The organism is Snodgrassella alvi (assembly GCF_002777855.1).
Classification (GTDB): Bacteria; Pseudomonadota; Gammaproteobacteria; order Burkholderiales; family Neisseriaceae; genus Snodgrassella; species Snodgrassella alvi_E.
Map to the genome: position 1 here is coordinate 43309 of NZ_MEIK01000028.1, position 16079 is coordinate 59387.

Below are 16079 nucleotides of genomic sequence, written 5' to 3' on the forward strand. Positions count from 1 at the left end.
AAGAGTGGTTGATTTAACCTAATGATGTAACTATTTAATATAATGGTATTAATTTAGACTTAAATTTAATATTTAAATTAATTAATTAACAAATGTGGGTATTTAAAAAGGGAAATTAGAATAGATGAAGTTTTTATGGTTATGCTGACATTGATTAATGTTTGATTTTGCAGACTATCTATATGAATGTTTGTAAAAAAATATTACTTCTAAAAATAAATATTCTAAACATAAGTTATGTTTTTTTGCGTGTTTTGGTGTTGTATTCTTAAATATTTTAGATTTTTTATAAATGATTTAATGTATGAGTTGTTTTATGTCAAAAGGATAATTTATTACTGTTTTGTGAATTTTTTTGTTTCAGTTGTTAGCTTGTTTTTGTAAAGAACGGTGTTCTATAAAGTATTCTGTGTAGTAGGTTATCTGCATCAATCTGCTTTTGGCAAAATATGATGGTATTTAATTGTTTTGTTATTGACCACTACAGGATAGATATTAGTAGATGATATGCCAGCAGTTTTGCTGTCTGCTGGCGCTGTATTTTGCAGCTAAACACCTAGTGTGGCTCCGCCATCTACCACAATTTCCTGCATGGTTATCTGAGCTGCTTCTTCGGAAAGCAGAAAGAATACGGTGTTGGCTATGTCTGCGGGCTGAGCTAGCTTTCTGAGCGGAATACCGAGGCGATATTGGCTTAAATCGCCATCAATAATGCTGGCCGGTGGCTGGTTATCTGGCCAGAGTTGCTGCTGCATAGCAGTGAGGGTGGAGCCGGGGGAGACGATGTTGACGCGGACGTAAGGGACGACTTCGAGTGCCAGATTGCGACAAAAATGGCTGAGCGCGGCTTTGGTGGTGGCGTACAGACCGAGCTGGGTACGAGGCATGCGTGCGCTGTTGGAGCTGATGGTGACGATGCTGCCTTGCTGCTGCTGATAGAAATGGCGTGCCATATGCTGGCTGATGGATACGGGGCCAAGCAGGTTGACATTCAAGCTGGTTTGCCATTGTGCCTGTGTGGCGTTGAGTAGTGATGTGAGAATGAGCATGCCGGCACAGTTAACGAGTCCGGTGATGTGGTGTTGGACGATGAGGGTGTTGAGTAGGATCAGGGTTTCTTCACAGGCACTGATATCTTGACTAATCCCAATCCAGCTGGGTTCATAGGGCGGCTCAATCATTTGCTGTATCGGCCAGCTTGCTGGCACCGGCTGTTTGTCGATACCGATTACTTTGTAGTTTTGCTGAAGAAGCCGGAGGGCTACAGCTGCACCGATGCCCTGTGCGGCACCGGTGACGATAATGGTTGGTTGCATGTGGTTCTCCTTGCGTTATTAAAACTGAAATACGTTGAGCATGGTTTGCATTTTGGCTTCGGTTTCAAGCCATTCGGTGGCGGCATCGGAGCCCACTACGATACCGGCTCCGGCATAAAGGCGAATTTTGTTTTGGTTGAGCAGGCCATTACGGATGGTGACGACCCATTCGCCGTTGCCTTCGGCATCCATCCATCCATTGAGCCCGCTGTAGTAGTGACGGTTGTAGCCTTCATGGCTGAGGATAAATTGTTTGGCTACTGGGGTGGGTGTACCACAGACTGCCGGTGTTGGATGCAGATGCAGTGCAAGATTCAGGGCATCAGGGGCGCTGGGTTGTAGCTGTCCCTGAAATACCGACGACAGGTGAAACATGGTAGAGGTGGTAAGAATGTCTGGCGTTTCTGAGGCGCTGTATTCATTGCAGTATTTGCTAAGCTGATGGCGAATGTTGTCGATGACAAACTGGTGCTCGTACCGATCTTTGGCTGAGTGATACAACTCATTACGGATGCGGTTGTTTTCTTCTGTATTGCTGCTGCGCGGACGAGAGCCGGCTAGTGGGTTGCTGCGAACTTGTTGCTGCTGGCGTGAAAGCAGGAGTTCTGGGCTGGCGCCAAAGATGTACTGGTTATCTTCAACAGGTATCAAAAAGCTATAGGCATCGGGATTTTGTTGTGTGAGAGTGTTGAACAGTTGTTCAGGGCTGTGCTGTTGGTTGAATTCGAATTCTGTGGCCTGTGATAACACAATTTTCTGTATATTCCCGCTGTTCATGGCTTTTAAGGCTAGCTTGACGCTGTGTTCAAATACCGGACGTTCAACCAGTTTTTTCTGATGCAACATGGTGTTGGGTGCTGCTGTGTGTGCTGGTTGTTGAGCTGAGTTTGGTGTGGTCTGCTCAAATTCGCTGTAGAAATTAAGGGTGGCATTTTGGTTGGTGTCAAAGGGGATGGCACCGATAAGAATGGGGTGAGGATACCCTTGGGCTTTGATGAAATTGAAACAGTCAGTTATCTGCTGGTTAAAAGGGGTATCGGAATTAACGGGCATATGGATTTGGTGAATCAGATGCTGTGCATAGATGTGGTGATTTCTGCTGGCGAAACAGGCCAGTTGATTCTGATAATTTGAAATCAGGGACTGGGAAGCGCTGGATTTTTGTGTCGTCATTTGGGTTACCTGTGGGGTTGATACTGGCCGGGCTGTAATTAAAAATTCAGAAAAATCAAGCTATGTAAGTTTTGTTATATTAATGCAAACAATTATCATTATCAATTGATATGTGTTTATTTAGCAGGTTTGATTGTGTTTGAAGAAAAACTGCCACAGGTTGGTATCAGATGCAGGCGAGGGTGATGATTTCCTGTTGGCTGAAGCGGTAATGGACAATAGCCAGTTGCGGTGCTGCTGGCTGTGCGTGTACCTGAAAAATAAGCTGGTGGCTATCGGCGGTTTGGTAAGTAATGGCACTGAAACTGATGAGGTGCTGATATCGGTGAAACCAAGCTTTGATGACGCTTTCTTTGGCCGAAAAGAGTAGTAGTGCCTGCTGTGGGCTAATCTGCGTGGCAATGAGCTGCTGTTCGCGCGGATCAAGAAAAAGATTCAGCCTATTTTGGCGAGTATCTAGGTTGTGTTGATGTTGCCGGTGTTCGATGTCGATACCCATATAGGGCTCTGCAGGCTGTATTTTTTGTACGCTGGCTACGGCTGTGCAGTGCTGGGCATAAATGCTGTGGCTGATACTGCCTTGGAGTGTTTTAGGAAAAAGCGGTTCTCCGCAGGTACCAGTGGCAAGGGTGATATGCCGATAGCCAAATGGCTGTAATGCATATTGTGCCGCCAGCCGTCCAGCAACGAATTCGAGTTGGCGTTTGGGTCGGCTGTGGCGGATGGGTTCAGGCAATAAAATGCTGTGTGACTGGCATAGCTCATGTAGTACCGTTGTATCCAAAAAGGGTATGCGAATCTGATGGATGACACTGTGGCCGATGTTTAAGGTGCGATGGCTGAACTTTATCGTGGCAGAGGTGTTCCTTCCGGACGCATTTGTGTTGCTGAAAGTATTTTCTTCTATGTGCATAGGGCTCAGCTTTGCTGGATGTTAATCGGCGCTGCATTTTTTAAAGCCTATTTCATCCATCGCTATCAGGACATATTCAGTGTCTGTGTAGGCTGCCACGGGGCAGAGCTGCGATGAGACACGAATATTAGGGTAGTGCATTGTTCAAGTATGGTGTTTATCAGTTGCTCTTCAGTATGTTCATCCAGAGCTGAGGTGGCCTCGTCGAGTATCAGTATAGGAGCGTTTTTAATCAGAGCGCGGGCAATGGCCACGCGCTGCTGCTCGCCGCCAGACAGGGCTGAACCTTGTTGACCAACGCTTTGATTAATGCCGGTTTCTGCACGGTCTATTACGGCACCCAGCTGGCATTTTCTGGCAATGGCCTCGATTTCGGCTTCGCTGGCTTCAAAGCGGCCGATACGGATGTTTTCTGCCAGTGTGCCGGTAAAGATGATTGGGTTTTGGGCAACATAAGCCATGTTGTTTACCAGTGTTTGAAAGGTTAGTTGTGGCAGGGGGATGCCGTCCAACCGGATTTCGCCCTGTGTGGGATCGTCAAATCGCATGCACAGTTGCAGCAAGGTGCTTTTGCCGCTGCCGCTGATACCGGCTACATGTAAACGTGCACCGGCTGGTATATCTGTAGTCACTGCTGTGGAGCTGGGGGTGGCAACGATGTTGTGCAGGCTGATGCGGGGCTGGTGTGGTGTGCGGGTTTCGGCTGCTTCAGGCAGTACTGGCGGATGAGTAAGCTGCTGGAAATGGCGTAGCGTGGCGATTAAGTCGTTGATACTTAATCCGGCCGTGGCCAGTTCGCTTAATGGTGCGCCGGCGCGTCCCATCAGCAGTATGGTGGCCAGTATCAGGCGTTCATCACTGATGCCGGACAGGATGCAATACAGTGCCATGCCGGCCATGGGCAGGACGTTGGCAATAGTGGCTATCAGGCTGGCCCATGCGGCGCTGCGGTTGATTTTATTCAGTAGGTTTTCCTGTTGTGTCCATTTTTGCTGAATGGAATCGAGTGCACGGGCTGGGCTGGCGGCGGTGCGCAGCAGGGTGAGGTGCTCAACCAATTCGATGGTGGCGGTGGTGCTTTCTAGCTCGGTCTGATGGCGGCGGGCATCAGTTTTGTTTAGGTCATACTGTGCCCACAACTGAATAGCAAAAGCGATGGCAATCATGGTTAATGCAACCAGCATGGTACCGGCATCGGCTACAAACGCCAGCCCGATGCAGATAAATAGGGGCAAACAGGGGGCATGCAAAAATGTTTGTAACTGGTGCGCCGGTATGCTCATGAAGTTGGGAATTTCCTGTCCGGCGGTTTTGCTGAGCACGGCACGGCGCTGGTCGTTAAACCAGGACAGTTTGGCGCTAGACAGGGCGTGTCCCAGTGCGGCAAATAAATCACCGGCTAGCCGTACGCCGGTTAGAAAACCGTTGCGGGTGACTACGATGGTGATGATGCTGGCCAGCAGAGCGCTGCAAAGTACCCATTTAGGCGATTGCTGGTTGACAATGGCCAGTGCCAGTAAGGTATAGGCGTAAGCTTCTGCGGCGGCAGCCAATATCCAGCCGATGCTGACAATCAGCAGGCGAGGTCTGGTGGCCGCGGGAATCACTTCTAGTAGATGTGGTTGCTGCGTAGTGGTGGTGTTCATGCCGCGCTCCTGCCATGAGGTAATACCAGTTGTGCATCTGCCTGTTCAGCCAGTGCTTGCTGATGGGTGACCACAACGATGGTTTTGTGTGTGCTGTGTGCCAGTTCGCACAATGATTGAAAAACTGCTTGTGCATGTTGCTCATCAAGGGCGCTTGTGGGCTCATCCAGTAAAATAACGCTGGCTGAGCTGAGAAAGGCACGAGCTATATTCAGACGTTGTTTTTCTCCTCCAGATAGACTGCTGGCTGGTGTGGCTAAATCTGTACTCAGCTGTGCTTTGGCTAATGCCTCTTGCATGGCTTTTTGGCTGGCTTGCGGTGCGGTAAGTGCTAAGTTGGTGTGTACGCTGCTGTTAAGTACGTCGTAGCCTTGCGGAATCAGCAGTATGTGTTGGTGAATGGTTGTTTCATGTAGGGCGGTAATATCGGTCTGACCCAGTTGAACGGAACCGGCACTCAGGGTGACTAGTCCAGCCAATGCATTTAATAAGCTGGTTTTTCCGGCGCCACTGGGGCCAGTGATAGCGGTAAGGGCACCGGCGGCAAAGGTATGGCTAAGATCCTGCCATACTGGCTGGTCTTGCTGGAGTAGGGTGGCATGGTGAATAAGCAGTATGGGCGGGTTTTTAATTGCGTGGATTTTGCCGCGCGGCAACAGTGGCTGTTGCAGAAATTCTTTTAGACGTCCGGCAGCAGCACGTCCAGTGCGTATATAGTCGACGCTATGTCCGAGGCGTAATACCGGAGTGACGATAGCCAGACTGAATAGTAGGGTGGCTGCCAGTGTGGTGGTATCCGAGGTGTAGCTGACCCAATAGGCAATGGCAAAAGTAGCTACGGCCTGAAGCAGAGCCACGGCGATGGCGGCCGGTGTAGCGACTTTGGCGACCCAGCGCACCATGTCATGGGTGAAGCGTTCGGTGGACTGTGTATAAGCAGTGAGGGCGCTGGAGTGCTGGCCGTAGATGCGGTATACGGGAATGCCGCGTACATATTCATCGGCTTTGTTTATGATATCCAGCATGACTTGCATGCGGGCATGTCCATCACGACGGGTCATGTAGGGCAGCAGAAGTAGATAATACAGGGAGGCGATGACACCGGGCAGCAGTACCCAGATGGCGGACAGGCCGTTAAAGTAAAACAGGACAATAATGGATAACAACGGGATAACGGTAAAAACTGCAATTTCAGCCGGCAGATGCGCAAGCATATGGTGCAGGCTGCCAACGTCGTTGGTCATCAATTGTTTGAGTGTCTGCTCGTTCTGTCTGGCCAATGTGTTTATGGGTAGGCGGATCAGATGCTGCGCGATACTGCGGCTTAAGACAGCGGCAAAGCGGCTTTCTGCTTGATGGGCTATCCAGGCAGACCAAGCTGTGAATACGGCACCTGCTGCCCAGCATAGTAGTGCGTATTCGAGCCAGAGCCAGCGGCTATTGCCGATGAATTTCACCACAAACCATAATGCAGCTAGCATGGCAATACCAGCCATCACCGCGATGGCGGTACCACCAATGAGACCGGGTAAGGCAACGCGCCATTGCTGAGCCAGATTCGGGGGCGCATCATGGCCAGACAGGTATGAATCATTCATGATTTGGTTTCCTATGGCTGTTTGCCAGTGTTTTGCTAGTGTGGCTAGAGGTTTTAGACCATGGCTGCGGTTTGCTCTGCTTCAATCAGGCGCCACCAGTTGTTTAGTGTGGGCTGCTGTCCCAGTGCTTCGAAGCCGATATGGATGTTGTGTTGTTTGAGTTCGGAGGCAAACTGCATGATGCGTAATGAATCCAGTCCATACAGAATTAAGTTTTCTTCGGGGTCTATCGGTTCGGACGCTGTTTCGAGCAAGGTCTGAATTCTGTGTGTCAACCATGCACGTGTCAGCCCGTCGGTTTCGGGTAGTAAGGCGGCAGTGGTGGTTACCTGCCCGCAGCAACCAGCTACGTACTCCAGTGCATAGAGCTGTTGTTGCAGGGAAAAATCAGCTAAGGCATCAGCCACAAAAAAAGGCTGAATATCCTGCATAAAGGCTTCGGCAGCAGTAATCATGCAGCCGATATGCGCGTATACGCCACCGATAATCAGCTGGTCGCGCTGCCATTGCTGCATCAGAGTATGTAATTCGGTACGCTGAAAGGCGCTATAGCGCCATTTGGTCAGTACGGTATCTTGCGGCAGTGGCGTGAGTGCCGCCACGATGTGCTGTTCTTCTGCCGCGGCGGTGGTGATACCCGGCCCCCAGACATCGGTAAGAAGCGCACGCTCCTGCGGGCTTTGTTGGTGTGGCTGGGCGGTATAGACTACGGGTATCTGCTGTTGTGCCGCCCAGCTGCGCAGACGGTGTAAGTTCTGAATCATTGACTGAATCAGCGGACTGTCAGGCTGATAGAAATTCAGAAAATATTTTTGCATGTCGTGGATTAATAGCACCGCGCGGGAGCTGTCTGGCACCCAGGTGGTTTTATTCTGCGGCAATTGGGTGGCTTCAGGCATGGGATAATCGGTAATTTGTCTAATCGTCATACTGTTTCTCTCGTTCTCTCAGGATTAAATCATCAGGCTGGATGATGCTGTAGGCTTTCGCGCAGGCGTTTTTTATCGGGTTTACCCACGGCTGTGAGCGGCAGGCTGTCTATCATGCACACCTGATCGGGCAGTTTGTAGTGGGCAATGCCCAGATTGAGCAGATGTCGTTTCAGGCTCAGTGCGGATAACTGCGGATTGTGTGACACAATAAAGGCACAGCTTTTTTCACCAAAACGCTCATCGCTGACGGCCACCAGTGCCGCGGCGCTGACATCGGGATGGGTAATCAGCAGTTTTTCGATTTCCTCGGCGGCTATTTTTTCGCCACCGCGGTTAATTTGATCTTTTACGCGTCCGACCACTTTTATATAGCCATTAATGTAACGTTGTACTAAGTCACCCGAGTAGTAGAAACCTTCAGCATCAAAAGCCTGAGCGTTGTGCTCTGGACTTTGATAATAGCCACGAAAAGTATAGGGACCACGTGTTTTGAGCATGCCGGTTTCACCGTCCGGTACGTCGTTGCCGTCTGCATCCACTACGCGTACTTCATCATCTGGACTGATGGGACGCCCCTGTGTGCTGACAATCAGCTCCTCGGTGTCATCCAAACGTGTGTAATTTACTAATCCTTCTGCCATACCGAATACTTGTTGCAACTGGCAGCCAAATACATGTAATACCTGCCGTGCCACAGACTCTGGAAAGCTGGCTCCGCCTACCTGAATGAGCTGCAATGAACGGGTTTTCAGCCGTTCTTGTTCTGGCCGCTGCATCCACAGGGATATGGCACTGGGCACAAGGGCGACCATGTTGATCTGATGCTGCTCAATCAGTGCAAAGCAGTTGGCCGGTTCGGGACTGGGTGCCATCACCACGCAGCCGCCGGCATGAAATACGCCTAGTGCGCCGGGTGAGCTGAGGATGTAATTGTGCGGAGCCGGCATGGCACAGAGAAAACGTGTGTGTGCGCTGAGGTGACAGATTTCGGCACTGGCGCGAACGCTGTAATCGTAATCATTATGGGTGCGCGGAATGAGCTTTGGCGTACCAGTGCTGCCTCCAGAGAGCTGGAAAAAGGCAACTTCATCCGCCGGCGTGGGGGCAAATTGGCTGTAGGAGGCGGGCGGATTGCTGTACCAATCGGCTAAATTTTGGTCACTCTCAAGCGCGTCCTGCATTAGCACCAGTTCGGGAGACAGGTGTTGAGCGGACAAGTGTTGAAGAAACTCGTTGTTGTTGAATACTTCATGTCGGCGGGAGGCAATCAGTAGTTTGGGTTTGATCTGGTGGCAAAAACTGCCCAGTTCATGTTGGCGATGGTTGTACAGAGCATTCAACGGCACGATGCCGGCTTTAAGCAGTGCGAAAAACACAATATAAAATTCGGCGCAGTTCGGCAGCTGCACCAGCGCTGTGTCACCGCTGGCTAATCCTTGTTCCATCAGTCTGGCGGCCAGAGTATCTGAATAATGATTGAGTTCCTGATAGTTGATGCGGCGCTCTGCACAGATAATGGCGGTGGCTAATGGTGACCTTTCTGCCGTTTGGGTCAGTACACGAGTTAACGGTTGATCCAGCCAGTACCCTTGGTCTCGGTAACGGCGGGCAAATTCTTCCGGCCAGTGTGTGAAGCTAATCATTTATCAGCCTTTTGTGCTTAACCGGCTAAAGCAGGCAAAGAGTGTTGATTTATTGTTACTTTATTGCTGCTGCAACGTTCTGTTGACTGTCTGCTCAGCGGTTTCTGTTGATGAGTTTACTTTTGTTTTTAATTAAACAAATGAAACTGGTAATCATTTTCATTTACATGTATCATCGTCAAAAATCGTAAATTTGTCAACAGAGTAAAGAAATAATGCGTGAACTTACTTCAATGCAGGCTGCATGCTGGTTTGGGCGGGCGCATGGTGCCATGCTGGGTGGTGTGGCTGCTCATTTGTATACCGAATTCAATGGCAGCCATATCGATGTAGATAAACTCAGGCATGCTATCGAAAATCTGTACCGGCGGCATGAGCTGCTGCGCCTGCAACTTAATGCGGCGGGAGAGATTAGTTTCCGGAATGAACCGCCAGAAAATGTTTTGGAAATAGATGATTTTTTACATTTATCTGCGGCACAACAGCAACAAATGCTGGAACACAAACGTCAGCTTTGGACGCATCAGCAGCTGAATCTGGCAAAAGCGCAGACAGCGCGCTTTTCGCTCAGTCTGCTGGGCGCTGATGCGTTCCGTCTGCATATCGATACCGACATGGTTGCGGTAGACCCGTCCAGTTTTTGTATCCTGATGGAAGATATGGCGCAGTTGTATGCAGATGGCGGAGCAGTGTTGCCGCCGCCCGCGTCTTTTTACGATTGGCGTTATAAGTTGCAGCAAGACTGGTATGAACAGCAACAGCAGCAGCGTGCCCGTGCATGGTGGCAAGCGCGCATCACTACACTGGCACCGGCACCGACTTTGCCGTTGAAAGAAGCTGCTGAGGCGGCGGTGCAGAGTACGCGGCTGAGTGCCACCCTGGACGCGGGGAAGAATCTTCAGTTACGGCAACTGGCGCGTCAACATGAGTTGACTTTTTCGGCACTGATGCTTGGGATTTTTGCCTATACACTGGGCAAAAAAACCGAAGATCTAGCTTACCGGCTGAATGTGCCATTTTTCTGGCGCGAACCCATTGTGCCTGATATTGAACGCACCATCGGTGATTTTGCCGATATGGTGTTGCTGAACATTGATATGACTTCTGCCACCAGTTTGTCTGCATTCTGCCGGCAGGTGGCAGCAGAATGGCGTCAGTGTCTGGATCACCGGCAGTTTAGCGGCGTGAATGTGATGCGGCGTCTGTCGCGCCATCACACCACCCCGCAAATGTCACCGGTCGTATTTACTGCCGCAGTGGATATGCCTGAAAAAAATCTGTTTTCCAGCCGTGTACATAAGCTGTTTGGCAGCATGGACTGGTGTATTTCTCAAGGGCCACAGGTAGCGTTAGACGCTCAGTTTGTCCAAATACAGGATAAGCTCCTGATAAACTGGGATGTGCGTTTAGAGGCCTTGCCGGAAGACTGGGTAAATGAACTATTTACGCGCTGTTTAACTCTGCTAAATACCTTGATTGCGGAGCCAGAGCGCTTTACCCAGCCGTTGCCAGCACTCAAACAGCTGCTGTATCCAGATGAAAAGAATGATAATGTCATTATTCTGAATCCTTTGCAAAAAGCCTATTTACTGGGGCGCAGCACCACATTTGCGCTGGGTGGCGTGGCTATGCAGGAATTTCGTGAATATACCGGTACATTGGATTTACCGCACTTTCGTCAGCGTCTGGCTGATATTGTGCAGCATCATGCCAGTCTACGCACCTATATCGATGCCAACCGTTGTGTCCAGCGAGTCAGCCAGCAGGCAGTGATAAATCTCACTGAAATCAATTTGTGTGAAGACGAGCCAGCAGAGGCTACAGCAAAAATCGATGCCTTGCGCCAGCACTATCAGCAGGCCATATTTGATTTAAATGAGTCACCATGGGATATCACTCTATTTCAGTTAAAGCATGAGCAGTTTGTGCTGTTTGCGCGCTTTGATGCATTGATTCTGGATGGACGAGCCATTGCTGAATTGATGCGGGAATTATTTACCACGACGCCCTTGCCGGATATTGGCATGTCAGAAAGTGTAGCGCTGCCGGATAAACACAAGGTGGCTCAGGATGCAGCCTACTGGCAGCAGCGCCTGCAAGCTATCCACTCAATTGCGCAACTACCATGGAAACAGCCTTTGGCTACACTGGTGACTTCCCGCTATGCGCGCCAGAGTGCAGCTGTATCCGAACCCGTCTTTCGCGCCTTATGCCGCATGGGCGCTCAGCAGGGGCTATTTAAGAATTCCTTACTGACGGCGCTGATACTGGCGGTACTGTCCCGCGGCCAGCAAACAGCAGAATTGCTGTCTGTGGCGGTACCGGTGTTGCCCTTATATGAGGGTGAATTGTCTAATCAGTCCACATTTATTGTCTCCACATGGGAAGCAGAAGCCGGATTCATCGAACAGGCCGAAAAATTACAATCCGATACGCTCGAGGGTTTGCAGCATCTGGCGTTTTCTGGTGTGGAGCTGGCGCGTTTGCTGTTTGAGCAGCATGGACAGGCACCGGTTTTGCCGGTAGTGATTACTAATGGTCTGTCATGGCCAACGCTTCCGGCAGATATTCCACTTCACTTTGTCAATGGTCTGACCCAAACACCACAAGTAGCCATAGATATCCGTTTTATGCTTGGCGCGGATGGCGCATTGGTGTTTAACGTTGACTATGCTCAGGAAGCCATCAGTGATGCAATTATTGCAGACTATCTAAAAGCATTAGTTAGTGTTTGCACTCAGGTGGCAGCTAGTGGGCTGATAAACATCGAATCCATTTTGCCGTCGCCGCATTTTCTGAATGCACAACAATCGGCTGTTATCACCGCGCAGCATCAGCAACTGATGCATATCTATCGTGAAACTCTGAATATTGCTCCAGAGTGCGAGATACAAATCTCGCAATCATTCACCCAGCTGGGCTTGCGTCCGGCTCATGTGAAAGCCATTACTGGCCAGATAAATCAGACATTCGCACTGGCTTTGAATCCACGTCAGCTCATTGGCTGCCGCAACATTGAGGAAGTGGCGCAACTGATTAATACAGCCATGGCCATGGCGTAAAGATAATACCCGCAGTAAACATTTGAATATTGTCTAGTTAACATAGGGATGAAATAAACATGGATATGAAACAAACCGATCTGGCTGGTATTGGTATCGGCCCTTTTAATCTGGGGTTGGCTGCTTTATTGTCACGTCATACCGAAGTCAATGCAGTGTTTTTGGATAAAACCCCCACCTTTCACTGGCATGCGGGACTATTAATACCCGGTACCACCTTGCAAGTGCCGTTTCTGGCCGATTTAGTGACCATGGCCGATCCGTGCCATCCCTTAAGCTATCTCAACTACCTGCATCAGCAGCAACGGCTGTATCTGTTTTGCTATTACGACCGCTTCCTGATTCCGCGGCAGGAATATGATGATTACTGCCGCTGGGCAGTCAGCCAGCTACCGTCCTGCCATTTCGACGCTTGTGTTACCGCGGTCAATTACGACCGTCAACAGCAGAAATTTATTATTGAAAGTGAATCTGCCGCAGGCGAAAAACAAACGTATTGTAGTCAGGATATTGCTATCGGCGTGGGTACTCGGCCTTATGAACCAGACTGGTTGAAACAATCCAACCATCCTTTAATTCAACATTCCGCCCACTTTCTTAGCATGCAGGAGCAGTTGCAGCAATGTAAGCAAGTTACCGTAGTTGGAGCAGGGCAGAGTGCCGCAGAATGCGTGCTGGCGCTGTATCGCGCCTTGCTGCCGGAACAAATCAAAGCCGGTGCCTCTATCCGCTGGATTACCCGCTCTGCCGGCTTTCATCCGATGGAATTTTCTAAGCTCGGACAAGAATGCTTCACACCGGTGTATATGCAGTATTTCCAGACGCTAACCGCACAGAAACGGCGGGAAATCAGCGCCAATCAGGGACAACTATACAAGGGCATCAGCTTTACCACCATTGGCGACATTTATAATTTGCTGTATGAACGTACCATTGCTGGTGCGCCTGCTGGTCTAAGCCTATATTCCAATTGTGATGTGCAATCGGTGGAAGTACAGCCGTCTGGCGTGATAAACATGACTTGCCTGCACACCCAGCTAAATCAGCACAAAACCATCCAAACCGATGCCATCGTTGCCGCTACCGGCTACAGCCATCAATGGCCGCAATGGTTTGAAGAATTGAAAGGTACTGTTTTACAAACTGATGATCAGAATGATTATTTGATCAACGAAGACTTTACCGCCGTTCGCTGCGATGGTGGCAAAGGAAGAATTTTTATTCAGAATGCTGAAATTGCCAAACAGGGTGTTGGGTCGCCTGATTTAGGTATGGGCGCTACCCGTAATGGCGTAATTGTCAATCAACTCTTGGGTAAAAACTACTATCAGGTACCTGAATATTCAGCTTTTCAGCGCTATGGTTTACCAGAATAAAATTCATAGCCAAAAAAAATCGCCTGCGGGCGATTTTTTTTGGCTGGTAGGAAATCAGAAATCGTATGAACCAGATACATAGAATGTACGTGGTGCCCCCAGCGATAGATTCGACAGGCGTGGCATGCCCCAATAAGCTTTATTGGTAAGATTCTTCACTTCTGCGCGTACCGTAAACGGATGGCCGGATACTTTAGCGTTATAGCGGGCACCCACATCATAGACAGTATGACCGCCAACAGATAAGGTATTTTCCTGATTTAGGTATTGCTTGGATACAGCGGTGGCGTTGGCAGATAGGGTCACAACACCAGCAGCGGCACGGATATCCCATTCTGCACCCAGCTTGCCCTGAACCTTGGCCACACCAGTGGCCATATTGCCTTCATTGTCTCGCTTGGCTAGCCGAGTGAGCTCCGGTTTAATGTAGCTGGCACCCCCCATCAGACGAACATTTTCAATCGGCGTGGCAATAAAGCTCCACTCAATACCACGGTTGCGCTGCTGGCCGCCAGAGGTAAACATATTGGTGACCACATCCGTATAGCTGCTGGGTTTTTTAATGGTGAACAGGCTGATTGTTTGTGACAGCTTGTCGTAATCAAATTTAATTCCCAGCTCAGCCTGCTTGGTTTTATACGGTGCAAATACTTTCGGGTAGTTGGCCGCCGTAATTGGCGCTGAATCACCCTTAGTCAGCCCTTGTATATAATTACCATACAGCGATATATGGTCAGTGGCTTTAAACAGCAGTGCCGTACCGGGCGTTAAAGCGTGTTTTTTGTAATGAGTCATCAGCGTTTTATAGCCGGGAGAGAACATATCGCTTTTTACCTCCTGATAGCGCAGACCCAGTGTTAGCTGTAGTCTTTCATCCAGAAAAGACATAATATCTGCCGCTCCATAGCTGGTGAGCTCAAGCGTACTGACTGAAATCGGTGCTTTATTAAACGGTACCGTTTTGCCCCATTTTGGGTGATACATATTGGTAATCCAGTCAGCACCGGCTACTCTTCTCACCCCGTAATCATGCTCATCATGTTTGTAATAAGTGGTATTCATTACCCACTGATGCGACACTGGGCCGGTATTGAATTGACCTTTCAAACCCACGTCTGCGGATTTTTTATCCACATCGAATGCTAGCTGGCCAATCATCGTATTGATGGTGCCTTTATTGTCCAGCAGCTCAGAAGAAGTGGCACCGTTGTATTCATATTTGGTTTTACTGCGCCCAAACGCTGCATAAGCCGTGATGTTATCGTTAAAATCATATTCAGCCCGCATCATTGCACCGCGGTCTTTATTGCTGACATAAGACCAGTCGGGATTGACAAGCGTTTTCGGGTTTGGCGGTGCAGGAACATCCTTTATCTTGCCCAGATTGATCCCCCTCACTACGCCATCCACACGATCATTCGCCATATACACATCGGCTGAAACTCTGGCTCGGTGGCCACGCCAGTCCATTCCTATCGAACCAAGCTGCGTTTTCAGATCCTGCTGTCTCACCGGTCCGGAACCATTCTGATACACACCGTTGACACGGATACCAAACTGTTTGTCCTGACCAAACCGACGGCTGGCATCAATCGTGCCGCCCCATTGCGAATCAGACATATAGGTAGGTGATATTCGCAGCAGCGGTTCATCTCCGGCGCGTTTGGATACCAGATTAACCGTACCTGCCACCGAACCGGACGGCGGCATACCATTCAGCAGCGCAGAAGGTCCTTTCAGCACCTCAATCCGTGAAAACATGGCCGGTGGCGTACGGTAATATGGCGCAATACCGAATAACCCGTTCATCGACATATCATTGGTATCAGACTGAAAACCACGAATATAGTAATTTTCACTCCAGCCGCCAATCGCACCATTGGTGAAAACGGATGGGTCAGTAGCTGCAATCACATCTGTAATATTGCGTGCCTGACTGTCTTCAACGAATTTATCCGTATAGCTCACCGTATTAAACGGCGTTTCCATCGCTGTTTTATTGCCCAGAAAACCAATACGATTGTTTTTAGACACATGGCCTCCAGGGTAGGTGCTACTTTGGCCTGCCTCAACCACCACTTCGGCTAGGTTGGCTTCACCGGAAGGCTGAGCCTTAATCGCAGCGCTTTTCCTGACCGCTGGTTTAGCCTCATCATCAGCCGGTTGGGCATACAGCGCCGGCGCATACATCAGCATGGCACTGGCCATACTCAGTAGCAGCGCTTTGGGTGCAAAAGCAGTAGCTTGTAAGCCACGGCTATCGCGTTTCTGCGGCGCAGACAAGCCATCCTGCCTGCGGTGATGCGTGTGTTTACCCATCAATTTCTCCTGAAAATTCAGTCTACAAAAATGTTTAAATTTATTGGCAGTAGTTGATTCCTGTAGGCTGATAAGGGTTTGGTTGTGAAATCGTTATCAGT

The 16079-nt window shown here is 49.5% G+C and carries 10 protein-coding genes; 2 read left to right on the plus strand and 8 right to left on the minus strand.

The window, feature by feature from the left end; translation table 11 throughout:
* Nucleotides 1-548: 548 nt before the first annotated feature.
* From BHC43_RS03555 to BHC43_RS03585, 7 genes are all read right to left on the minus strand, one after another.
* On the minus strand, nucleotides 549-1316 hold the full coding sequence (locus BHC43_RS03555) for an SDR family NAD(P)-dependent oxidoreductase (RefSeq protein ID WP_100156528.1): 768 nt from the start codon (nucleotides 1314-1316) through the stop codon (nucleotides 549-551).
* Nucleotides 1317-1334: 18 nt separating this feature from the next.
* The gene (locus BHC43_RS03560; RefSeq protein ID WP_100156529.1) at nucleotides 1335-2489 is read right to left on the minus strand and encodes an isochorismate synthase; all 1155 of its coding nucleotides are present in this window, start codon (nucleotides 2487-2489) and stop codon (nucleotides 1335-1337) included.
* Nucleotides 2490-2655: 166 nt separating this feature from the next.
* Nucleotides 2656-3402 (minus strand): 4'-phosphopantetheinyl transferase family protein, encoded by a 747-nt coding sequence (locus tag BHC43_RS03565; protein ID WP_100156530.1) that lies wholly within the window; start codon nucleotides 3400-3402, stop codon nucleotides 2656-2658.
* A gap of 65 nt (nucleotides 3403-3467) precedes the next feature.
* Complete coding sequence (locus BHC43_RS03570; protein WP_100156531.1) at nucleotides 3468-5048, minus strand: ATP-binding cassette domain-containing protein; 1581 nt, start codon at nucleotides 5046-5048, stop codon at nucleotides 3468-3470.
* Nucleotides 5045-6646: an ATP-binding cassette domain-containing protein gene (locus BHC43_RS03575; RefSeq protein WP_100156532.1), complete on the minus strand. Its 1602-nt coding sequence runs from the start codon at nucleotides 6644-6646 to the stop codon at nucleotides 5045-5047. Before BHC43_RS03575 ends, BHC43_RS03570 begins: the two co-directional genes overlap by 4 nt.
* A 53-nt stretch (nucleotides 6647-6699) precedes the next feature.
* Nucleotides 6700-7575 (minus strand): isochorismatase family protein, encoded by an 876-nt coding sequence (locus BHC43_RS03580; protein WP_100156533.1) that lies wholly within the window; start codon nucleotides 7573-7575, stop codon nucleotides 6700-6702.
* Between the two features lie 32 nt (nucleotides 7576-7607).
* On the minus strand, nucleotides 7608-9221 hold the full coding sequence (locus BHC43_RS03585) for a (2,3-dihydroxybenzoyl)adenylate synthase (protein ID WP_100156534.1): 1614 nt from the start codon (nucleotides 9219-9221) through the stop codon (nucleotides 7608-7610).
* A 215-nt stretch (nucleotides 9222-9436) separates the two neighbouring features.
* On the opposite strand from BHC43_RS03585, the gene BHC43_RS03590 reads away from it, so the two are divergent.
* Together BHC43_RS03590 and basC are read left to right on the plus strand one after the other, a co-directional pair.
* On the plus strand, nucleotides 9437-12283 hold the full coding sequence (locus tag BHC43_RS03590) for a condensation domain-containing protein (RefSeq protein WP_180297417.1): 2847 nt from the start codon (nucleotides 9437-9439) through the stop codon (nucleotides 12281-12283).
* Between the two features lie 59 nt (nucleotides 12284-12342).
* Nucleotides 12343-13659: a putative histamine N-monooxygenase gene (basC, locus tag BHC43_RS03595; protein WP_218966456.1), complete on the plus strand. Its 1317-nt coding sequence runs from the start codon at nucleotides 12343-12345 to the stop codon at nucleotides 13657-13659.
* 54 nt (nucleotides 13660-13713) lie between these two features.
* Here basC and BHC43_RS03600 read toward each other — a convergent pair whose 3' ends face one another.
* Nucleotides 13714-15978, minus strand: coding sequence for a TonB-dependent receptor (locus tag BHC43_RS03600; protein WP_180297418.1), 2265 nt, complete (start codon nucleotides 15976-15978; stop codon nucleotides 13714-13716).
* Nucleotides 15979-16079: the final 101 nt, after the last annotated feature.

What these genes read in the sequence shown, in the direction of transcription:
- BHC43_RS03555 (WP_100156528.1), bottom strand. Translation starts at nt 1,316, where the DNA reads ATGCAACCAACCATTATCGTCACCGGTGCCGCACAGGGCATCGGTGCA.
- BHC43_RS03575 (WP_100156532.1), bottom strand. Translation starts at nt 6,646, where the DNA reads ATGAATGATTCATACCTGTCTGGCCATGATGCGCCCCCGAATCTGGCT.
- BHC43_RS03585 (WP_100156534.1), bottom strand. Translation starts at nt 9,221, where the DNA reads ATGATTAGCTTCACACACTGGCCGGAAGAATTTGCCCGCCGTTACCGA.
- BHC43_RS03565 (WP_100156530.1), bottom strand. Translation starts at nt 3,402, where the DNA reads ATGCACATAGAAGAAAATACTTTCAGCAACACAAATGCGTCCGGAAGG.
- BHC43_RS03600 (WP_180297418.1), bottom strand. Translation starts at nt 15,978, where the DNA reads ATGGGTAAACACACGCATCACCGCAGGCAGGATGGCTTGTCTGCGCCG.
- BHC43_RS03580 (WP_100156533.1), bottom strand. Translation starts at nt 7,575, where the DNA reads ATGACGATTAGACAAATTACCGATTATCCCATGCCTGAAGCCACCCAA.
- BHC43_RS03570 (WP_100156531.1), bottom strand. Translation starts at nt 5,048, where the DNA reads ATGAACACCACCACTACGCAGCAACCACATCTACTAGAAGTGATTCCC.
- basC (WP_218966456.1), top strand. Translation starts at nt 12,343, where the DNA reads ATGGATATGAAACAAACCGATCTGGCTGGTATTGGTATCGGCCCTTTT.
- BHC43_RS03560 (WP_100156529.1), bottom strand. Translation starts at nt 2,489, where the DNA reads ATGACGACACAAAAATCCAGCGCTTCCCAGTCCCTGATTTCAAATTAT.
- BHC43_RS03590 (WP_180297417.1), top strand. Translation starts at nt 9,437, where the DNA reads ATGCGTGAACTTACTTCAATGCAGGCTGCATGCTGGTTTGGGCGGGCG.